Origin of the sequence: Rhabdaerophilum sp. SD176, assembly GCF_030143245.1 — a bacterium.
In the GTDB taxonomy this organism is placed as follows: domain Bacteria; phylum Pseudomonadota; class Alphaproteobacteria; order Rhizobiales; family Beijerinckiaceae; genus Rhabdaerophilum.
Genome location: NZ_JARJNS010000003.1, coordinates 214,013 through 235,096, shown reverse-complemented (window position 1 = coordinate 235,096; position 21,084 = coordinate 214,013). Strand labels below are relative to the sequence as shown.

The following is a 21,084-nucleotide window of genomic DNA, read 5'->3' as shown; positions in this document are numbered from 1 at the left end:
AACGCCGCTCGAAATCGGCATCGGCCGTCGAGAGGCGCCAGCGCGGCGAGACTTCGCTACCTGTCAGCCGGGGGGAATGATGCACCAAGGACGGGCCCTCGCTCGAATTCGACTTCTTCGTTGTTATCGACCCTCCGGCGTGGCTGCAACGGTCTCGATACGACTTTATCGCGGTGCGACAAGGACATCTCCATTCTGTTGCATCGCTGGGCCCGAATCCGGCTTGGGTTTGCACGCAATCTGGCCTAGCCTGTTCGGGTTGCTGTCTTTCTTCCGAGGTCATCCATGACACATTCCCGTTTCCTCCGGTCGCGGCTCCAGGCGTGGATCGCCGGATTTCTCCTGATCCTCGGCATGGCGGCCCATGCCGAGGCGCAGTATTACGAACGCGGCCCCTCGATCTGTGTGACGTCACGCGGGAATTGCTCGGCCGGCTATGCCCCGATGGGCGCGGGCTGCTATTGCAATATCCCCGGTTTTGGCCGCAAGGCCGGCAATGTGCGCGCCTTCGCTGGCGCCCCCCGCCCCCGGTATCGGGATGACGGCTATTACCGGGGTCCGCGGCGCTACGAGGACGACTACTATCCCGCGCCGCGGCGTCGTACGGCGATGGGCTCGGTCTGCGTGACCTCGCGCGGGAATTGCTCGGCCGGCGGCGTCGTGCCCATCATGTCCGGCTGCTATTGCTTCATCCCGGGCTTTGGCCGCAAGGCGGGCAACGTCCGCTACTGACACCTGCTGGCAAACAGGCGCATCCGCGTCAGGCGCGGATGCGCTCCACATTTGCACCGCAGCGCGAAAGCTTGGCTTCGAGCGATTCGAATCCGCGATCGAGGTGATAGACCCGGTTGATCATCGTCTCGCCTTCTGCGGCGAGGGCCGCGATTACCAGGCTGACGGAGGCGCGGAGATCGGTCGCCATGACCGGCGCGCCTTTCAGTGTCTGGATGCCCTCGACAATCGCCGCATCGCCGTCGAGCCGGATCCGCGCCCCGAAACGGGCAAGTTCCTGCACATGCATGAAGCGGTTCTCGAAAATCGTCTCGGTAATGCGCGACGTGCCTTCTGCCCGCGTCATCAGGGCCATGAACTGCGCCTGAAGATCGGTGGGGAAACCCGGGAAAGCTTCCGTCGTCACGTCGACCGGCTGGATACCATGGCCGTTGCGACGTACCCGGATGCCCTCATTGGTGGCGATCACCTCCGCCCCGGCCTGTTCCAGCTTGTCGAGCGCCGCCTGCAGGTGATGCGGGGCAATGCCCTCCAGCATGACATCACCGCCAGCCATCGCCGCTGCAAAAGCATAAGTTCCCGCCTCAATGCGGTCCGGAAGGACGCGATGGGTGGCGCCGTGAAGGTTGGCCACGCCCTCGACCTCCAGTTCCGCCGTGCCGATTCCCTTGATGCGTGCCCCCATCTTCACGAGGCATTCGGCGAGGTCGGTCACTTCCGGTTCGCGGGCGGCATTGCGGATCAGCGTGGTGCCCCGGGCCAGAACCGCGGCCATCAGGGCCGTATGGGTGCCACCGACCGTGACCTTCGGGAAATCGATCTCGCCACCAGTCAGGCCCTTGGGCGCCCGCGCAATGACGTAGCCAGCATCGATCTCGATCGAAGCGCCGAGTTTCTCGAGCGCCATGAGCAGCAGGTCAACCGGCCGGGTGCCGATGGCGCAGCCACCCGGCAGAGAGACCTTGGCTTCCCCCATCCGGGCCAACAGCGGCGCAACAACCCAGAAGCTGGCCCGCATCTGCGAGACCAGTTCATAAGGTGCAACCGTGTCGACGATCGCCGCAGCTGAAAGGCGGACAACCTCGCCATCCTCGCCCGTTTCGCCGATGCGCTTGCCGGCAACGGTAACATCGACGCCGTGATTGCCGAGGATCCTTTTCAGCATCCGCACATCGGAGAGGCGGGGCACATTCTCAAGAACAAGCGTGCCCGGCGTCAGCAGGCTCGCGATCATCAGCGGCAGAGCGGCGTTCTTGGCGCCTGAGATCGGAATGCTGCCCCGAAGCGGGCTGCCGCCGACGATCTTGATGCGATCCATGGATGATCTCGCTTTTTTTGGCCATCCCGGACAGGACGGCAGGACGAACGCGGTGCTTTGCCATGCCGCAGCCGGCAAGGCAAACGGGTTCAGCGTGTGGTCTCGGGCGTGCCCGGGCTTTGTGGCGGTTTCTCGGCGGATGTGGTCCGGGAACGCTGCCTCGCCTGCTGCTTGCGCCGCTGAAGATTGGCACGCAGCGCTTCGGCGAGGCGCGCCTTGCGATCCGGATCGGGCGGTCTCGTGGTCATTTCGGCTCCAATGGCAGGGCAGACCTATTGTCGCAATGGCAGATTTGCTTCATGCCTCTAAATGGCAATATATGGCAAAACCGGCATGTGTGGTGCGGTATCGCACGTTCCGGTCCAGTCAAGACGGGAAAAGCGGATGTTCGACTACCGGAAAGCGTTCGAAGCGGTCACCACAGGCCTCAAGGCCGAGAACCGCTACCGCGTCTTCACGGAAATCGCCCGGGATCGCGCCCGCTTCCCCCGCGCCACCTGGCATGCCGGCGCTGAGCCGCGCGAAGTCACGGTCTGGTGCTCCAATGACTATCTCGGGATGGGCCGCCATCCGGATGTCGTTGCCGCGATGGTCAATGAGGCGGAATCCGGCTCCGTGGGTGCGGGCGGCACGCGGAACATTTCCGGCAACAGCCATGCCGTGGTGGGGCTCGAACATGATCTCGCCCGGCTTCATGGCAAGCAGGCGGCGCTGGTATTCTCTTCCGGCTACGTCGCCAACCAGACGGCGATCGCCACGCTCGCGCAATGCCTGCCCGGCTGCCTGATCCTGTCGGATTCGGACAACCATAATTCGATGATCGACGGCGTGCGCCGCGCCGGCTGCGAGAAGGCCGTGTTCCGGCACAACGATGTCGCGCATCTGGAAAACCTGCTGCGCGCGGCCGATCCCGACCGCCCGAAGCTGATCGTCTTCGAAAGTGTCTATTCAATGGATGGCGATGTCGGGCCGATCGAAGCGATCTGCGACCTCGCGGAGCGTTACGGCGCCCTGACCTATCTCGACGAGGTCCATGCCGTCGGCCTCTATGGTGCGCATGGCGCCGGCTATGCCGAGGAAATCGGCGCAATGGCGCGGGTTGACGTGATCCAGGGCACGCTCGGCAAGGGCTTCGGTTGCTTCGGCGGCTACATCACAGCGCGCCACGAAATGGTCGATGCCGTCCGCTGCAATGCCCATGGCTTCATCTTCACCACGGCCCTGCCACCGCCGCTGGCGGCTGCCGCGCGCGCCTCGATCCACCACCTCTCCGGTTCGCAGGCCGAACGGCAGCAACACCGCGCCCGGGTGGCGGCGGTCAAGCGGGCGCTCGGCGAAGCGGGGATTCCCGTGCTCGACAATCCGACGCATATCGTGCCGGTGATGATCGGGGATCCGGCCCTTGCCAAGGCGGCGAGCGACAGGTTGCTGGAGCGGCACGCCATTTATGTGCAGCCGATCAACTATCCCACCGTGCCGCGCGGGACCGAACGGTTGCGCATCACACCGACGCCGTTTCATGACGAGGCGCTGACCGAAGAACTGGTCAGCGCCCTGGTGGAAACTTTCGGAGCTCTCGGCCTGCAGTTCCGCAACGCGCCGCCGCTTGCCGCCGAGTGAGCATCCGTTCCGGGTGATCAGCCCTTTTTCGGGCGGGTCGCCTTGGTGACGGCGGCGACGCCCTCTTCCATGGCGGCTTTGGCCTTGGCCTGCGCCTTGGTGGCCTCACCCATCATTTCGGTAGCCATGGCCTGGCCCTGCTTCTGCATCTCGGCGCCGGCCTGCTGCATATGGCTGCGGAAGGTCTCGAACTGACCTGACATGAACTCGGTCTGCAGCCGGACGATCTCCTCGATGCTTCTGGCCGAGACCATTTTCTGCGCCAGGTCGAACGCAGCATTCATGCTGGACTCGGTGAGGGCGAGGCCCTTGCGGCGCAGTTCGGCAGCCTGGGCGGCCGCGGCATCCGATTTTGTCTCGATCGAGGCGGCCGCTTCACCCGCCGCGCCGAGGACCTTGCCGAACCCCTCGCGGGCCTGGCTGACGCCCTGATCGATCATCGACCGGATCTCTTCCGGCATCGGAAACGGACTGGTCGGCTTGGTCATCGGCGATCTCCCCTCGCATGCGCCGCGTGATACGGCCGCATCCGGAGATTAGGCTCTTCATGGCTCATGGCAAGCCGGTCAAGCGGGTGGCTGTTAAGGTTGATTTCCGGTTAATTCCCGTCAGGCCTGCTGGGTGATGGACGCAGCGCGCCTGGCGACTTATTGATACTTCCTTACCGGACCGTCCCAAAAGGAGACATCCTGACGGGCGCCCGACCGTGTTTCCGAGGCGTATCATGGCTGCTTACACCGCCAATCAGGCTGCCGAAGCCCTCCTCCACGCTGGCCTGCTCGATGGCGAGGCCAGGCAAACGCTGCTGCGTTCGCCGACCCCAGCTTTCCTGCTCGATGCTGCGGAAGGCACGGTCCTTTGGTCAAGCCACGCGGCCGCGCGGCTGCTCGGCCATGGCGATGGCGCAGCCCTGATGCGCGCCGGCCTGCCCCGCCAGGCGCCGGGCACACAGCGGCTCCGGCAGCTCGCGGTCGATGGCGGCAGCCCCGGCAGGCTGGAGCGGTTGCGTTTCACTATTGCCTTCCGCTCGGTCATCGTGATGGCCCTTTGCACACCGCTGACCCTTGCGGATGGCCGCTCGGCACTGGTTGTTGCCCTGCCCGAAGCAACCCCCGCCGACGGAATGGTGGAGCCGGCTCCGGCCCTCCCCAGCGAAACGCCAGCGCCAGTTCCTGCCCCTTCCGCGGTGGAGCCTCAAGGGTTGCCCGAGGGCGCCCCGGACGTACCCGCCTGGCTCGGCACAGCGGCTGATGAACGGCCGATGATCCGCTTCGTCTTCAGCCTCGACAGGGATGGGATCGTCGAACGGGTGACACCGCCATTGGCCGAAGCGGTCGGCGTCCAGCAGGCCGATCTCGTCGGCCAGAGCCTGGCCGGTTTCATCCAGCGTTTCGATACCGAAGCTGGCGAGGCCATCCGCGTCGCTGTTCTTTCCGGCGAGACCTGGCCCGCCATCCGGACGCTGTGGCCCGTCAGCGGGTCGGGCTGGCAGGTCCCCGTCACGCTCACGGCGCTGCCCCTCGTGGTGGCGGAAGAGGGGCTGGCTGGCTTTTCGGGTTTCGGGCGCTGCGACCTCCGCACCGCTCGGGAAGAGACCCAGGTGCCGGCGGATGACGAACATGCGGAAACGCAGGCGCCGGCCCAAATGGTCGATGCCGCGGAAGAGGTCGAAGCCGCCAATGTGCCCGCTGCGATGGATGCAGTTGCGCCCGGCGAGGTTGAGACTGCCGATCCGGCCGTGCCGGTCGAGGCGCCCGTCAGCGGACAATCCGAACCGGATCCGGTGACCCCGGAAGAGGACGATGCGACGCGCGAGGCGCAGGAAACGGCAGATCTTATTGCCGCCCTCGAGGCCTTCGGGGCGGCCGAAGCCACTGACGGGCCCCTGCAGTCGGAGAGCCCGGCCGTGGGCACCGAAACCCTGCCTTCTTCGGACGATCATGTTCCTGTCGCCGACAATGATCCTGCGGGCGACAATGCGGATACAACGCTGCGGGCCAGCGCATTGCCCGACTGGACAAGCCTTGACGCGCGGGCCATTGCCGCCGAACTCGACAATGTCGTCTCGCTCCGGCAGGGCCCCGTCGTGGTGCCGCCCGGTTCCCGGCCCGGCCTGTCCCTGTCGGAGAGGAACGCGTTCCGTGAGATTGCCAAGGCGCTCGGGGCCAAACTCGATGCCGATCTCGACGCCCAGATTCCGGCGCAGGCCGAGGCGCGGCCGACCGATTCAGCGCCGACTGCACCCTTGGCTGAACCGGCAAGCCGCGCCGCCTCTCCCATCGTATCGGGTGAAGCCGGTATTCTTGACCGTCTGCCGATCGGTCTTCTTGTGACACGCGGCGAGGAGACCCTCTTCGTCAACCGGACGCTGCTCGACCTGACGGGCTATCCCGACGCGGAAACCTTCCGCATGGAGGGCGGGGCACAGGCCATCTTCCGGAAAAGCTCAATGCCCAGTGACCGGGAGGCAGGGTTCGACACGGTTGTTCTGACCGGCCGCGAGGGCGAGATGATGCCCGTCGATGCCAGCCTGCAGCGGATTGACTGGCAGGGCGAGCCGGCGAGCCTCGTCTCGCTGCGGCGGGCCGTTGAACTGGAACAGGGCAAGGCGCTGCGCAGCGTGGCCCTTGATCTCAAGCGGGTGCGGGCGGAGGCCAGCGAACTCCGTTCGGTGCTCGACACGGCGACGGATGGTGTGATCACGCTTGATGACCGCGGCCTCATCCTGACGCTGAACGGTGCTGCGGAGGCATTGTTCGGCCTCTCGCAGAACGAAGTCGCCGGCGAAAGCTTCACGGTGTTGCTGCACAATGACAGCCATGCCGATGCGCTGGATTATTTCGAGGGTCTGCGCAGCAATACCGTGCGCTCGGTTCTCAATGACGGCCGCGATGTTCAGGGCCGCGAGAAGAAGGGCGGGCGGATCCCGCTTTTCATGACGCTCGGGCGGATCAGCGAGAACGAGCCTCGCCGGTTCTGCGCCGTCCTGCGCGACCTGACCGCCTGGAAGCGCGCGGAAGCGGAGCTCACGGAAGCGCGGCGGGCGGCAGAACTGGCAAGCGCCAAGAAGAGCGACTTCCTCACCAAGATCAGCCACGAGATCCGGACCCCGATGAATGCCATCATCGGCTTTGCCGAGGTGATGCTGGAGGAGCGGCTCGGGGCGATCGGGAACCCGAAATACAAGGAATATCTCGGCGACATCCGCACATCCGGGCAGCATGTCGTCAGCCTCGTGAACGACCTGCTCGACCTCGCGAAGATCGAGGCGGGCCGGATGGAGATGCGGTTCGGGGCAACAGATCTCAACAGCATCGTTTCGAGTTGCGTCGGCATCATCCAGCCGCAGGCCAATGCCCATCGCGTGCTGGTCCGCACCCAGCTGGCGCAAAGGCTGCCGGCCGTGGTGGCCGACGAGCGCTCGATCCGCCAGATCATCCTCAACATGCTGTCCAACGCCACCCGCTTCACCGAAAGCGGCGGGCAGGTCATCGTCGCCACGGCCCTGCTCGATACCGGCGAGGCGGTGATCCGCATCCGCGATACGGGGATCGGCATGACGGCGACAGAGATCGAACAGGCTCTTGAGCCGTTCCGCCAGGTCGGGACGCGGCGTGACCATGGCGGTACCGGCCTTGGCCTGCCGCTGACAAAAGCGCTCGTCGAGGCCAACCGGGCGAATTTTGCCATCCGCTCGACCCCGGGCGAAGGAACGATGGTGGAGATCACCTTCCCGTCGACGCGGGTTCTCGCGGAGTGATCACGGGTCGATTCGCTGGACCGGCGGCCTGAAGGCGGCCGCAGCGCGGGCGCTGAGGCCCGTCGCATCAAAGCTTTCCGGGCGGGGCTGGGTGTCCGGGACAGGCCGGGCATCCGCGCTCCGGGCCGGCGGCGCGGGAGCCGGCGAGGGCGTCACGCCCGGGGGCTGCGCGATCCGTGGCGGCGGATCGGCCGCATCCGGAGCCTTTGCCGGCGGCGCCCCATCACGTCCATAGATGTCCGGCCGGAAATGGACGGCTCCATCCGGGGTGACGTACCCGGTCAGGTAGGTCCAGATCACGGGGATGGGCTGGGCCGGGCGAATATCGCGGCGCTTGCCGTCCTGAATCGCGGCATCGAGCGCCGGCCGGTCCCAGCCACGCTGCCCTTCGAGAATCCAGACTGCGAGGTCGCGGACATTCTCGACGCGCACACACCCAGAGGAATGGTAGCGGTCATCGCGCAGGAAAAGCCGCTTTGAAGGCGTGTCGTGCATGTAGACAGCGTCACGGTTCGGCATGTCGATCCGCAACTGGCCGAGTGCGTTGCCGGCGCCGGATTCCTGGCGAAGGGTAAAAGCCGTCGCCCGCTCGGTCTTCCAGTCGATCAGGCGGGGATCGATCTCGCCGCCGCTGGCACCATAGATCCGGATCTTCGACTTCGCGAGATAATCCGGATCCTTCTGCATCTTCGGGATGATATCCTTCTTGATGATCGAGACCGGCACCGTCCAGGTCGGGTTGAGATTGACGTTGGTGATCCGCGTCTCGACCTCGGGCGAGGCCCGGTCCTTCTTGCCGACCACGGCGATGAAGCGCTTCTCGACAACACCGTTTTCAATGGCCTCAACCGAGGCCGAGGGAATGTTGACCACGACATAGCGGGTGCCAAAGCCGAAGCTGCGGGAGGCAAGACGATCAGCACTCTCGGCGAGCTGGAGGGCGCGATCCTGCGCCGGCACGCGCAGCGCCTTCAGCGTCGGGCCCAGGACGAGGCCGTTCTGGGTGTGGCCATGCCGGGCCTGGAACCGCTTCACGGCCGCAGCAAGGGCTGGATCGAAAACAGGGTTATCCTTCTCGGCCAGCGGAAGGTCGCCCTCCGCCGCGAGGCGGGCGCGCAGCTGGAGCACGAGGTCGCCCTCGTCTCCTGGCCTGAGGCTGGCCTTCGCGGGAAGGATCGGCCAGCCACCGGCTTCGGCGATCTCCCGGTAGCGTCGCGCCGCCTCCGTCATCATGGTCACGGATTCGGGATGGACCGTCGGCCGGCGGTCATTCCGCGCGACAACCTGTTCATGCACAACAGGTGCGGGCGGCGTTTTGGCTTTGGGCCGCGGCGGCTGTTCCGGCACCGGGAGCCTGGCGGGAAGGGGTGCCTGAAAGCTGCCGACCGGTGGTGGTGGCGGGCCGAGCCCCTGGGCCATGGCGCCGGACAGGGCAACAAGCAGAAAGCCGGCACCGAGGCCATGCCTCGAGGAACGGCCCAGCATCCGGCTCCCTGCCATGCACCTGCCACGCGTCACGCTACCGTCTCCTGCTTGCAGCGACCCGTCGTCGATAGCACGCAAAAGAGAAGAAAGTGTTGTTAACCACGATGCCGCAGGCCGGCTTTCAGAACCCTGCCTGCCGGATGGCGATGGCCAGCCCGAGGGCAACGCAGAGGGCCATCAGGTCACTCTTGCCGGCACGGGCCATCAGGACAGCGACCCCGATCGCGATCAGGGCGGACAGGCCATCCTGCACGACCAACGGCGCGAAAGTGGCGGCGGCGACCGCCCCCGGAAGCGAACGGAAACCGGCCTCGAGGCGGGGTCCGACCGGCATGAAGCCCATCAGGAAGAAGCCGAATATCCGCACGAAAACCGTGACCGCGGTCATGGCGAGGATCGCCAGGAGTGTCCAGAGACTGGCATCGAGGATCATCGGCCGGCCTTCTCCCTCGCTGCAGGCGTAAGCAGGGCCACGACAATCATGCCGGCCAGTGAGCCGACCACAACGTGAACCGTTCCGCCCTGCCAGCGCTGCACGGCTAAGCCGACCAGCCCGGCGACCAGCCAGCCGAGGCTGTCGCTCCGCCCCTGCCAGAGGCGGGCGACCATGGCCGAGAAGAAGACCGGCATCACGAGATCGACACCGAAGGCGCGGCTGTCCTCGATGAGGCGGCCGGCAAGATAACCGGGGATCGGCGCGACGATCCAGACCACCCAGAGCAGCAGCCCGGCCCCGATGAACATGCCGAGATCCCGCCCGCCTTCTGCGTAGTAGCGCTGGCCGGCAATGTAGTTCGCGTCGGTCAGCGTCAGCAGCGCACCATAGGCGATGACCGGGTTGGCCGGGCCGAACCAGGGCCGGAAGGCGGCGCTCATCAGCAGGAGCCGGGCATTGACCGTCAGCGTAACCAGCGCGACGGCCATCAGGGCCGAGCCATTCCATTGCTCGGGCCAGAGGCCGAGAGCCACCAGCTGGGAAGCCCCGGCATAGACCAGCGCATTCATCAGGCTCAGCTCAACGAGCGTCAGGCCCTTCTGCGCGGCCACGGCACCTACGGCGAGACCGAAGATCGAGACCGGAAGAATGAGCGGCACCATCCAGCGGGCACCGGTGACAAGTCCCGCCCGGGTGACGGTCGGGCGGGCGGGAGGAGGGACAGGAGGATGGACAGGAGACATAAGACCCTCTCATCCGGGCAGCCCGGAAAGGGCGCCGGCGGATGAAGACCATGTTGGATTCGGCCGTGACACTGGCATGATCAGGCGCATGACAGCAAGCGAATCGCTGCTCCCGGCAACAGATGAACCCGTTTTCGCCGCCGGCCTGCTCGCCTGGCCGGATGCACCGGCGATACGCGAACGCTGGCGCGCCGATGGGTATGTCGCGGCGATCCTGGACAAGCAAAGGCCGCCCGAGCTTCCACCGGTCCTGCAGGAGGAAGCGGGCAGCGTGCTGAACCATGCCGACCCGGAAGGATACCTCCTCCGCCGCCGGGCCATCCGGGCGCTTGCGGGCACTGTTACGGGACGGGCACCAAGCGCATTCCGGATCATTCCTTCGGCAGCGGGCGCGCCCGGCCTCGCCGGAACGGGCCTGTGGATCAGCTTCTCCGGCAGGCCGCCCTACAGCGCGGTGCTGATTGCCCGGGCTCCGGCGGGGATCGACCTTGAAGACCTCATCCCCGCCGATGACATTCCCTGGAACATCCTGTGCGAGAACGAGCGCAGCCATCTCCAGGCGCTTCCTCCTCCCGCACGGGGCGAGGCCTTTACGCGCCTGTGGTCAGCCAAGGAGGCCTATGCCAAGGCGCTCGGACAGGGTTTCCGGCTTCCGCCGGAAAGCCTGCTGGTTGATCGGAATGGCGACGCCCGCTTCGTGCCGGCTGCAGGGCAGAGCCCGCTGCCGGACGGGAGGACAAGGACCGCGAAAGGTCAGACCGCTACGGGCAAAGCCCTGATCATCGCCATGGCGCTATTGTCATCCTGACGACAATCGTTCATGGACTGGCAACGGTTGAAGAAAGAGTGCCGCCATGGAATTCATATCCCCCTATATCGTGCCGATCCTGCAGATCATCTGGATCGACCTGCTGCTCTCCGGTGACAATGCTATTGTCATTGCGCTGGCCTGCCGGCAATTGCCGGAGAAGCAGCGCAAGCTCGGGATGCTGCTCGGGGCAGGCACGGCTATCGGGCTGCGGATCATCTTCGCGATCTTCGTGACCTATCTCCTTCAGGTCCCGTTCCTCAAGGTCGTCGGCGGGCTCCTTCTGCTCTGGATCGGCGTCAAGCTGGCCGTGGGCGAGGATGACGGGGGCCATAATGTCGAATCGAGCGACAATATGTGGCGCGCCGTCCGCACCATTGCAATTGCGGATGCCGTGATGAGCCTCGACAATGTCATCGCGATCGCGGCGGCGGCCGGCGGCAATATCTGGCTCTTCATCTTCGGCCTGCTGCTCTCGATCCCGCTCATCATCTTCGGCTCGACGCTGCTCTCGACCATCATGGATCGTTTCCCGATCATCATCTGGGCAGGTGCGGCCCTGCTGGGCTGGATCGCCGGCGAGATGATCGTTTCCGATGGCTTCGTGATGGAATGGCTGCGCAGCATCAATGCGGGCTTCATCACAACCGGCAGCGCTTCGGACGGCCATGGCGGGACGGTGGCGATCACCAAGCCAGTGGCAGCCATCTATTACGGCGCTGCTGCCGTCGGGGCCGCCGTCGTCGTGGCGATCGGCTATTTCATGAAGAAGCGCGAAGCCCATGCGGGCTGAGCGCTGATCCAGCCTCCGGAAACAAACAAGGCCGCCCGAGGGCGGCCTTTTTGTTGGGCTTCACGATCCTGGAGAGATGGTACAGTCGGGTGGGCTCGAACCACCGACCTTCGGTGCCACAAACCGACGCTCTAACCAACTGAGCTACGACTGCGGATCGGAGCCAGCGTCCTATCCGCTCTTGCGCAGGATTTCAAGGCACGAATTGCAGGGTCCGGCCGGAAGCGACATGGCCGGTTCCCGCGCCGGAGCGCCCAGCAAAAAGGGCGCCCCGCAGGGCGCCCTTCGAATGGCAGGCGGTGGTTTCGCCGCGATCAACGCTTGAACGGCAGGACGATCGAGGCCTTCACCGGCTCGACAACGTCCGTCGCAACCTTCTTCGCCAGTTCAGCGAGGCTCTTGGTGCTGGTCTGGATGGCTTCAACCTGGACCTTGGCAAAATCCTGCTGCAGCTTCACCGCATCGGCGAGCGTCTTGGCGCCGAACAGGGCCTGCAGATGATCGAAACCAGCCGTGGTCTGGGCACGGAACAGTTCGAATACCTTGGCGTTGAACTCGCGCGTGCCGGCCTGGGCGGCGGTCATGCTTTCCTCGAGCTTGCCGGTGGCAACCTCGGCATTGCCCTTCAGCGTGGTGTACTGCGTGCGCATCTGCTCGATGGTCTTTTCGGCCTGGGCGCGGAAGTTTTCCTGCATGTCGGCGAACGGCTTGATCTCACCGAAAGGCTTCATTTCGGCGAACGGCTTCATCATTTCGGTCGCGGCCGAAACAACAGCTTCCGTGTTCGCCTTGGTGGTTTCGACAACCTGCTCGACGGCCGCTTCGATCGTGGCCGGGGTGGCAGCGGGGGCAGTCTTCTTGGCAACAGCCATGGTAAACTCCTGTATGTTGGCTCGATGCCGATGCATCGATACCGGTGAGGTGAAGGGAACGCGGGACACGACCCTGAAGATGACGAAATCCTTGTAACCGAATTTATGCTGCGCTGCAACAATTTTGTGCGGCGCACAATTTCTGGAAAACTCGCCCCTGCCCACGCCAAGGCGGCTTGACCTGCCGGAACGAGCATGGCAGAGGCACAACCCCGTGCTGCTGTAGCTCAGTGGTAGAGCACTCCCTTGGTAAGGGAGAGGTCGAGAGTTCAATCCTCTCCAGCAGCACCAGTCTCCCGATCATCACCTGCGTTATGGCAATTGCGGCATGGCGCTCACCCCGCGCCATAGAGCCAGGTCGTGACCTGATAGAGCAGCGGCAGCCCGATCAGCATGTTGAAGGGGAACGTGACGCCCAGCGAGGCTGTGAGGTAGATGCCGGGATTGGCCTCCGGCAATGCGGCCCGGCAGGCGGCAGGCGCATCGATATACGACGCGGAAGCCGCGATCGCGCCCAGCACGAAGGCGCCGCCCAGCCCGAGGCCTGCCAGCTGTCCGAGAAGCACACCCACCACGCCCCAGACGATCGGCGAGAGGATGGCAAAGGCCGTCATGAAGCCGCCCACGCCGGCATAGGCCCGGGTATGGCGTGAGGCGGTCATGCCCATTTCCAGCAGGAAGAGCATCAGGATGCCCCGGAAAAGATGCTCGTAAAACGGGGCGATCTGGCCCCATTGCGCGTCATTGGCGAGGAAGCCGATGGTCATGCCGCCTGTCAGCAGCAGGATGCCCCGGCCCCGGAGCGTATCCGCAACGATGGCGCCGATGCGGCCCGCCTGCGACTGGCGCCCCTTGGCGACCCGCGCGATCAGCAGTGCGACGATGACGCCCCATTCCATCAGCACGACGATCGCACTCACATACCCTTCGGCCGGATTGCCCATGGCACGGGTGAAGGTGAGTGCGGCAAAGAAAGTCACAGACGAAACCGAGCCGTAATGCGCGGCGATGGCGGCGGCATTGGCGATATCAAACCGGCCGAACCGGCGGAGGATGAGGTAGCTCACGATCGGGATCGCGAGGGTCAACACCGCCGCCACGGCAAAGACGCCAAGAAGCGCCCCGGGCTCTGCCCGGGCCAATTCTCGCCCGCCCGTCAGGCCAATCGAGAAGAGCAGGTAAATCGAAATGAGTTTCAGAACCGCCTCGGGCAGTTCAAGCTCGGAGCGGATGAACCCCGCGACAAGGCCCAGCACGAAGGCGAGTACGATCGGCGAGAGGAGATTGGTGAGAAGCAGGTCGAGCCCCGGCATTTTCGTCCCCATCTGATGAAATGACGGGCTGGTGATGGCAGAGGGTTATTGATGATTGAAATTCATTCTCTAGGTAGCTGCCATTGCATTTATCAATGACAGCGCCATGCACCGCCCTCCTGCACCGCCGATCCAGACCCAGCTAGACCTCGACCTTGTGCGGACCTTCGTGACCATTGCGGAAGTCGGCGGGATGACGCGGGCGAGCGAGCGCCTGCTCCGTTCGCAATCGGCGATCTCGCTCCAACTGAAACGGCTTGAGGCCCGGATCGGCCATCGCCTGTTCGACAGGACACCGCGTTCGCTGCGCCTGACGCTGGAGGGCGAACGCCTGCTCCCGGAGGCACGGGCGCTGCTGGCGCTTCATGATTCCATACTCCAGCGCAACACCGACTCGCCGGTCGAAGGTGTGATCAGGCTCGGCACGCCGGAAGATTTTGCGACGACGCATCTGCCGCTGGTCCTGTCCCGCTTCGCCCGCAGCCATCCGCGACTGACGCTGGAAGTCACCTGCGACCTGACGCTGAACCTGCTCGAGCGATTCCGTGAAGGGGAGTTCGACCTCGTCCTCGCCAAGCGCGAGATCGGCCGGATCGCGGATGGCGTCCGCGTCTGGCGGGAGCCGCTGGTCTGGGTGGCGGCAGAGGATTTCATCCCGCCGGAGGAAGGGCGCTTGCCGCTGGTCGTTTCCCCCGCGCCCTGCGTCTACCGGAAACGGGCGACAGAATCACTCGAGCGGGCCGGCCGCGACTGGCGGATTGCCTATACCTGCGGATCGCTTGCAGGGACGCTGGCGGCGGTCAAGGCTGCATTGGGCGTGGCGGTGCTTCCGAAGGAGATGGTCCCGTCGGGCTTTCGCATCCTGCCGGACAGCACTTTGCCGGATCTGCGGGATACCGAGATCGCCCTGCTCACAGCCCCGACGCATAACCGGGCCGTCCATCGACTTGCCGAGCATATCGTCCGGAGCCTCGAACGCCGTCCGGCATGAGCACTCAGGCCTGCGAAGCCATGCCCGAATCAGGTTCAGCCGCCCTCCGCTTCCGCCGGGCCAGCCGGTCGAATGCCAGATAGATGGCCGGTGTGGTGTAGAGCGTCAGGACCTGCGAGACGAAGAGCCCGCCGAGAATGGTCAGGCCCAGCGGGCGGCGCAACTCGGCGCCGGGCCCTTCCCCGAATGCGAGCGGGAGCGCGCCGAGCATCGCCGCGAGCGTTGTCATCAGGATGGGGCGGAAGCGCTCGCACGCAGCCCTGACGACCGCATCGCGCGCGGCAAGGCCCTGATGGCGCTGCGCATGCAGGGCGTGATCGACCAGCATGATGCCGTTCTTCTTCACGATGCCGATCAGCAGGATGATGCCGATCATGGCAACGAGGGTCAGGTCCTGCCCGCTGAATTTGAGAGCGAGCAGCGCGCCCAGACCTGCGGAAGGCAGTGTGGAAAGGATCGTCAGCGGGTGGATCAGGCTTTCGTAGAGAATGCCGAGCAGGATGTAGATGGCCAGCAGGGCAGCGAGGATCAGGATTGTCTGGCTGTTGGCGCTGCGGTTGAAGGCCGCCGCATCACCGGCGAATTCGGCCTGCACCGTTTCTGGCAGCCGCATCTCGGCTACCGCGCGGCGGATGGCCTCCGTTGACTCGCCGAGCGAGGCGCCCGGCGCCAGGCCGAAACTGATCGTGATGGCCGCGAACTGGCCCTGATGGTTGACCGCCAGGGGCGCGACCGAACGTGCATGGGTGACGAGGCTGGCCAGCGGAACCTGCCTCCCTCCCGAGGCGGGAACATAGATGCGCTGGAGATCCACGATGTCGCTGCCTTCACCCTTGGCGACCGAGAGCACCGCCCGATACTGGTTGCGCTCACCATAGATGGTCACAATCTGGCGCTGCGAGAAGGCATTGTTGAGCGCCGTCCCGATACTGGCGATGGTGACACCGAGCCGCGCGGCCATGTCGCGGTCGATCCGGATATCGAACTGGAGCCCGCCCTCCTCCTGGTCGGTCGAGACATCGGTGACATTCGTCACGCCGCGGATGCGCTGCACCACGCGCGGCGTTACCTCGCGCAAGCTGGCGAGATCCGAACTCCAGAGCGTGAACTGGTAATCCGACTTTCCCTGCCTTGCGCCGACGCGGACATCCTGCGTGGCGACAAGGTAAACCGAGAGGCCGGCGATCCGCGACAGGCTCAGCCGAAGCCGTCCGACAACCTGCCGGGCGCTCATCCGCCGTTCGGCCAGCGGTTTCAGCGCCACGAAAAAACGCCCGTTATTGACCGTGCCCGAACCGCCGCCGAGGAAAGAACCGACATGGGCAACGGCGGGATCCGCCTTCAGCAGGGCGGCTGCCCGGTCCTGCAACTGGCGCATCTGGTCGAAGGATACATCGGGCGCGGCTTCGCTCCAGCCGAAGAGAAGGCCGTTATCGTCCTGCGGGAAGAAGCCCTTGGGGATGACGGAGAACAGATAGACGGTCAGGCCGATCGCGCCCAGCGTCAGGCCGATCATCAACCAGAGCCGCTTCAGGGCCCAATCCAGCGAACGGGAATAGGCAGATATGATCGCCGCAAGGGCGGCGTTGACCCGGCGTTCGAAGCGCCCCGGAGGTCGGACGACGAGATAGCGGCCGCACAGCATCGGGGTGACGGTCAGGGCGACGATTGTGGAGACGAGGATCGCAAAGGCGACCGTGACGGCGAATTCCTGGAAGAACTTGCCGACAATGCCCCCGATAAAGAAGAGCGGCATGAAGGCCGCGACGAGGCTCAGGCTGATCGAGATCACGGTAAAGGCGATCGCGCCTGCTCCCTCGATGGCGGCGCGGACCGGGGAAAGGCCGCGCTCGATGCGCTCGATCACGCTTTCGATCACCACGATCGCGTCATCCACGACGAAACCGACGCTGATCGCCAGCGCCATCAGCGAGAGATTGTTAAGGCTGAACCCCATCGCCCACATGCCGAGGAAAGTCCCGGCAAAGGCGAGCGGGATCGTCACACCTGCAGCCAATGCGGGAACGAGGCGCCCGAAAAAGAAAAACACGACCAGCATGACAAGCCCGACCGAGAGCAGCAGCGTGAACTGCATGTCCTCCAGGCTCGCGCGGATGGTCGTGGTGCGGTCGAACATGATCTCGGTCCGGATGTCAGCCGGGAGCCAGCGCGACAATTCCGGCAGAAGCGCGCGGATGCGGGCGAGAGTCTCGACGACATTCGCGTTGGCCGCGCGCGTGATGGTGACGATGACCGCAGGCTTGCCGTCATAGCTGCCGGCGGAAAGCGTGTTGCGGACGCCGTCATAGACGCGGGCGATGTCCGTCAGGCGCATCACGCGGCCATTCGCGGCGCGGATGACCAGCTGGCGGTATTCCTCCGCGCTGCGCAACTGAGCGTTGAGGGCGATGACCTCGCTCTGGTGGCGCCCCTCGAAGGCCCCCAGCGGCCCCAGCGCATTGGCGCCAACCACCGCGAGGCGGACCTGCTCGAGCGTCAGCCCGGCCTGCGCGATGGCCGCAGGGTCAAACTCGATGCGCACGGCGGGCTGCTCGGCTCCGCTGACATTGACATCGGCGACGCCGTCGATCTGCGACAGGCGCTGGACGAGCACGGAATCCGCGGCATCGTAGATTTCGCTGTTCGGCAGGGTCGGCGAGGTCAGGGCGAGCACGAGAATGGGCTGCGCGGCCGGGTTGGCCTTCCGGAAACGCGGCAGCAAGGGCATGTCGGAGGGCAGGTCAGCCATGGCGCCGTTGATCGCGGCCTGCACATCCTGCGCTGCCTTGTCGACCCTGCGGGCAAGATCGAACTGGATGGCGATGCTGGTATTGCCCTGCGTGGAGGTGGAGGTGATTTCGGTGACACCGGCGATCGCGCCGAGTCGGCGCTCGAGCGGCGCGGCCACGGTGGCCGCCATGGTCTCCGGGTCGGCACCCGGGCGACTGGCCGAAACGCGAATCGTCGGCATGTCGACCGAGGGAAGGCTGGCAACGGGTAATTCCCGATAGGTGGCGAAACCAAAAATCAGCAGCCCCATTGCAAGCAGCGTCGTGCCGACCGGCCGCCGGATGAAGGGCGCACAGAGGTTCATGATGACGCATCCGGCGCTGGCACAATGGCCTCGGCTTCGCCGGTTCTACCCCTTAGGCGATCCAGCGCGAGATAGACCACCGGCGTTGTGTAGAGCGTAAGAAGCTGGCTCAGCAGCAGGCCGCCGATGATCGAGACGCCAAGCGGCATGCGCAGTTCGGCACCGGGCCCGGTCGCGAGGGCCAGTGGCAAGGCACCGAACAAGGCGGCAAGCGTCGTCATCATGATCGGCCGGAACCGCAGGGCGCAGGCCTCGATGATCGCCGCCTCCGGGGAGAGGCCACGATGCCGCTCGGCATGCAGGGCGAAATCGATCATCAGGATCGCATTCTTCTTCACGATGCCCATCAGCAACACGATCCCGATCACGCCGATGATCGTCAGATGCTCGCCGACCATCGCCAATGCGAGGAGCGCGCCGATCCCTGCCGAGGGCAGGGTCGAAAGGATGGTCAGCGGGTGGATATAGCTCTCGTAGAGCACGCCGAGCACGATATAGATCGCGAGAATCGCCGCGAGGATCAGCCAAGGCTGGCTCGCGAGCGAAAGACGGAATTCCTCGGCCTCGCCGGAGAAGGAGCCGGTCACCGCGCCGGGCATGCCGATCTCGCGTTCCGCAGCTTGGACGGCCCGGACGGCATCGCCGAGGGACTGCCCATCTGTCAGGTCAAAGCTTATCGTGAAGGCCGGGAACTGCTCCTGGTGGCTGATGGCCAGAGGCGCGGTGCCGCGCTCGATCCGGGCAAAGGCCGGCAGCGGCACCTGGACGCCGCCAGCACCGGTAAAGCGCATGGTCTCGAGCTGAGAGGGGTCACTGCGATAGCGAGGCTCGACTTCCAGCACCACGCGATACTGGTTGGCCTGGCCATAGATCGTGGAGATCTGGCGCTGGGCGAACGCATTGTTGAGCGCATCGCTGACGGCTTGCAGCGACACGCCGTACTGGCCCGCCCGGACACGGTCGACCACGATCCGCGCCTCGAGCCCCTCATCATCCTCGATCGAGGCGACATTGGCGAAGCCGGGCTCGGCTGCCAGCCGGCGCAGCAACAGCCGGCCCCAGCGCCGCACTTCCGCGCCCTCGGCACCGACCAGCGTGTACTGGTACTGACTCCAGCTGGCTCGGGTGGCAATCTGCACGTCCTGGACGAGCTTGACGATGGCCGTCACGCCCGGCAGCCCGCGAAGTACCGCCTCGAGGTCCGGCACGATTGCCGTGGCGTCACGCCGCCTTTCGGCATGGGGCCGCAGGGTGATCGACAGGGTCGCGATGTTCGGTGTCGGATTGGTGAGTCCGGTGCCGACAACCGCAACGATATCGGCAATTTCCGGCACCGCGCGGAGGGCCGCGCCGGCCTGTGCTTGCAGGCGGGTCATCTCCTCGAAGGACACGTCCGGCGCCGCCCGCAGCGTGACACTGAACAGCCCGGTATCCTGCACGGGCAGGAAGCTCTTCGGCATGACAACATAGAGCCAGATTGTCGCGATCACCGTGACGATGGTGACCAAGAGAGTCAGCCCCCGATGGCGCAGGACGACAGCGAGCGAGCTCGCATAGAACCGGGCAAGGCCGTCGCCGATCCCGTCGGACAGGCGGCCCAGCCAGCCGGGCTTGCGGTCGTATGCGCCGGAATGGACCGGCTTCAGCAGCCGGGCGCACATCATCGGGGTCAAGGTCAGCGAGACAATGGCCGAGACGACGACGGCAATCGAGAGCGTCACCGCGAATTCGCGGAACATGCGCCCCACCAGCCCGCTCATGAACAGCAGCGGGATGAAAACCGCCAGCAGCGACACGGTCAGCGAGATGATCGTGAAGCCGATCTCCGCCGAGCCCCGCCGGGCGGCCGCATTGCCATCGCCGCCCTCCTCGCGGTGCCGGGCGATGTTTTCGATCATCACGATGGCATCGTCGACAACGAAGCCTGTCCCGATGGTCAGGGCCATCAGCGAGAGATTGTCGAGCGAGTACCCAAACGACCACATCACCGCGAAGGTGCCAATCAGCGAGAGCGGCAGCGTGACCCCGGCAATGATGGTCGCGGCCCAGGTGCGCAGGAAGAGAAGCACGACCATGATGACCAGCCCGACCGAGAGGGCAAGCGTGAACTGGACATCATGGATCGAGGCCCGGATGGCCTCTGTCCGGTCGGCGACGACATCCAGCGAGACGTCCGCCGGCAGCGCCCGGGCGAGGCGCGGCAATTCTGCGCGGATCCGATCGACCGTAGCGACGACATTCGCCCCGGGCTGGCGCTGGATGTCGAGCACGACAGCCGGGCGAGCCTGCCGCCACGCCCCGACGCGCTCGTTCTCGAAGCCGTCTGCAATCGTTGCCACATCGCGCAGGAGTACCGGCGCGCTATTGCGGAAGGCGATGGTGACAAGCGCATAGTCCTTCGCAGAGGTGATCTGGTCATTCGCAGCAATGGAATGGCTCTGGACCGCGCCGTCGAGAGACCCTTTGGCGGCCGAGACATTGGCGGCCGAAACGGCGGTGCGAAGATCCTCGAGGCTGAGCCCCTTGGCCGCCAGAGCCGCGAGATCAGCTTTCACACGGATGGCCGGCTTGGAGCCTCCCTGCACGGCAACCCGCCCGACGCCGCCGATCTCTGCCAGGCGCTGGGCGATCAGCGTATCGGCCAGATCGGCCATGGCCCGGACGGGCGTGTTGGGTGCAGTCAACGCGAGGGTGAGGATCGGCGCATCTGCGGGGTTGGCCTTGGTGTAGGTCGGCGGGTAGGGCAGCGTTCTCGGCAAGGCCGAACCGGCGGCATTGATCGCCGACTGCACATCCTGTGCCGCGCCGTCGATATCGCGATCGAGCGCGAATTGCAGCGTGATCTGGCTGAGGCCGAACGAGCTGGTCGAGGTCACCGTGGTCAAGGCGGGGATCTGGCCGAGCTGGCGCTCAAGCGGCCCGGTAACGAGCGCCGCCATGGTCTCCGGACTGGCACCCGGCAGGTTGGTGGTGACCACGAGGGTCGGGAAATCGACCTGTGGCAGCGACGAGACCGGCAGCGCCCGATACCCCATCAACCCGATGATCAGCACCGCCACGGCCAGGAGGGACGTGGCGACCGGCCGGGCAATGAAGGGGGCAGAAACATTCATGCGTGG

Annotated in this window: 16 protein-coding genes and 2 tRNA genes; 7 read left to right on the top strand and 11 right to left on the bottom strand. The window is 65.4% G+C overall.

Translation table 11 applies throughout. From position 1 onward, the window contains the following. The first annotated feature begins 285 nt into the window (after positions 1 to 285). The gene (locus P0652_RS07795) at positions 286 to 732 is read left to right on the top strand and encodes a hypothetical protein (RefSeq protein ID WP_284178223.1); all 447 of its coding nucleotides are present in this window, start codon (positions 286 to 288) and stop codon (positions 730 to 732) included. 28 nt (positions 733 to 760) lie between these two features. On the opposite strand, the gene murA is transcribed toward P0652_RS07795, so the two are convergent. Both murA and P0652_RS07785 read right to left on the bottom strand, forming a co-directional pair. Continuing rightward, complete coding sequence (gene murA, locus P0652_RS07790) at positions 761 to 2,050, bottom strand: UDP-N-acetylglucosamine 1-carboxyvinyltransferase (RefSeq protein ID WP_284178222.1); 1,290 nt, start codon at positions 2,048 to 2,050, stop codon at positions 761 to 763. Positions 2,051 to 2,139: 89 nt separating this feature from the next. Next, positions 2,140 to 2,298, bottom strand: coding sequence for a hypothetical protein (locus P0652_RS07785; protein ID WP_284178221.1), 159 nt, complete (start codon positions 2,296 to 2,298; stop codon positions 2,140 to 2,142). A 136-nt stretch (positions 2,299 to 2,434) separates the two neighbouring features. Here P0652_RS07785 and hemA point away from each other — a divergent pair, with 136 nt between their 5' ends. Then, positions 2,435 to 3,670 carry a 5-aminolevulinate synthase gene (gene hemA / locus P0652_RS07780; protein WP_284178220.1) on the top strand — a complete coding sequence of 412 codons (1,236 nt, stop codon included), beginning with the start codon at positions 2,435 to 2,437 and terminating at the stop codon, positions 3,668 to 3,670. Between the two features lie 17 nt (positions 3,671 to 3,687). On the opposite strand, the gene P0652_RS07775 is transcribed toward hemA, so the two are convergent. Continuing rightward, complete coding sequence (locus tag P0652_RS07775) at positions 3,688 to 4,158, bottom strand: phasin family protein (protein ID WP_284178219.1); 471 nt, start codon at positions 4,156 to 4,158, stop codon at positions 3,688 to 3,690. Positions 4,159 to 4,394: 236 nt separating this feature from the next. Between P0652_RS07775 and P0652_RS07770 the strand changes: the two genes are divergently transcribed. Then, a complete protein-coding gene (locus P0652_RS07770; RefSeq protein WP_284178218.1) occupies positions 4,395 to 7,430 on the top strand; it encodes a PAS domain-containing protein in 3,036 nt (1,011 codons plus the stop codon). Here P0652_RS07770 and P0652_RS07765 read toward each other — a convergent pair whose 3' ends face one another. From P0652_RS07765 to P0652_RS07755, 3 genes are all read right to left on the bottom strand, one after another. Beyond that, positions 7,431 to 8,948, bottom strand: a complete 1,518-nt coding sequence (locus P0652_RS07765; protein WP_284178217.1) for a L,D-transpeptidase family protein — start codon at positions 8,946 to 8,948, stop codon at positions 7,431 to 7,433. It lies immediately after the preceding gene. An 88-nt stretch (positions 8,949 to 9,036) separates the two neighbouring features. Continuing rightward, entirely contained in the window at positions 9,037 to 9,348 is a 312-nt protein-coding gene (locus P0652_RS07760; RefSeq protein ID WP_284178216.1) for an AzlD family protein, read from the bottom strand. Next, positions 9,345 to 10,094 carry an AzlC family ABC transporter permease gene (locus P0652_RS07755; RefSeq protein ID WP_284178215.1) on the bottom strand — a complete coding sequence of 250 codons (750 nt, stop codon included), beginning with the start codon at positions 10,092 to 10,094 and terminating at the stop codon, positions 9,345 to 9,347. Before P0652_RS07755 ends, P0652_RS07760 begins: the two co-directional genes overlap by 4 nt. An 88-nt stretch (positions 10,095 to 10,182) precedes the next feature. Between P0652_RS07755 and P0652_RS07750 the strand changes: the two genes are divergently transcribed. Together P0652_RS07750 and P0652_RS07745 are read left to right on the top strand one after the other, a co-directional pair. Then, positions 10,183 to 10,902, top strand: coding sequence for a 4'-phosphopantetheinyl transferase family protein (locus tag P0652_RS07750; RefSeq protein WP_284178214.1), 720 nt, complete (start codon positions 10,183 to 10,185; stop codon positions 10,900 to 10,902). Between the two features lie 46 nt (positions 10,903 to 10,948). Beyond that, the gene (locus P0652_RS07745) at positions 10,949 to 11,695 is read left to right on the top strand and encodes a TerC family protein (protein WP_284178213.1); all 747 of its coding nucleotides are present in this window, start codon (positions 10,949 to 10,951) and stop codon (positions 11,693 to 11,695) included. A gap of 77 nt (positions 11,696 to 11,772) precedes the next feature. On the opposite strand, the gene P0652_RS07740 is transcribed toward P0652_RS07745, so the two are convergent. Beyond that, a tRNA-His gene (locus tag P0652_RS07740) sits at positions 11,773 to 11,849 on the bottom strand. A gap of 160 nt (positions 11,850 to 12,009) precedes the next feature. After that, entirely contained in the window at positions 12,010 to 12,567 is a 558-nt protein-coding gene (locus tag P0652_RS07735; protein ID WP_284178212.1) for a phasin family protein, read from the bottom strand. A gap of 216 nt (positions 12,568 to 12,783) precedes the next feature. On the opposite strand from P0652_RS07735, the gene P0652_RS07730 reads away from it, so the two are divergent. Continuing rightward, positions 12,784 to 12,858, top strand: a tRNA-Thr gene (locus tag P0652_RS07730). Positions 12,859 to 12,902: 44 nt separating this feature from the next. Here P0652_RS07730 and P0652_RS07725 read toward each other — a convergent pair. Next, positions 12,903 to 13,880, bottom strand: a complete 978-nt coding sequence (locus tag P0652_RS07725; protein WP_284178211.1) for a sodium-dependent bicarbonate transport family permease — start codon at positions 13,878 to 13,880, stop codon at positions 12,903 to 12,905. A gap of 106 nt (positions 13,881 to 13,986) precedes the next feature. Here P0652_RS07725 and P0652_RS07720 point away from each other — a divergent pair, with 106 nt between their 5' ends. Next, the gene (locus P0652_RS07720; RefSeq protein WP_284178210.1) at positions 13,987 to 14,871 is read left to right on the top strand and encodes a LysR substrate-binding domain-containing protein; all 885 of its coding nucleotides are present in this window, start codon (positions 13,987 to 13,989) and stop codon (positions 14,869 to 14,871) included. Positions 14,872 to 14,875: 4 nt separating this feature from the next. Here the strand turns inward: P0652_RS07720 and P0652_RS07715 are convergent, their stop codons facing one another. After that, positions 14,876 to 17,965 carry an efflux RND transporter permease subunit gene (locus tag P0652_RS07715; RefSeq protein ID WP_284178209.1) on the bottom strand — a complete coding sequence of 1,030 codons (3,090 nt, stop codon included), beginning with the start codon at positions 17,963 to 17,965 and terminating at the stop codon, positions 14,876 to 14,878. Beyond that, complete coding sequence (locus P0652_RS07710; RefSeq protein WP_284178208.1) at positions 17,962 to 21,078, bottom strand: efflux RND transporter permease subunit; 3,117 nt, start codon at positions 21,076 to 21,078, stop codon at positions 17,962 to 17,964. Before P0652_RS07710 ends, P0652_RS07715 begins: the two co-directional genes overlap by 4 nt. Positions 21,079 to 21,084 lie beyond the last annotated feature (6 nt).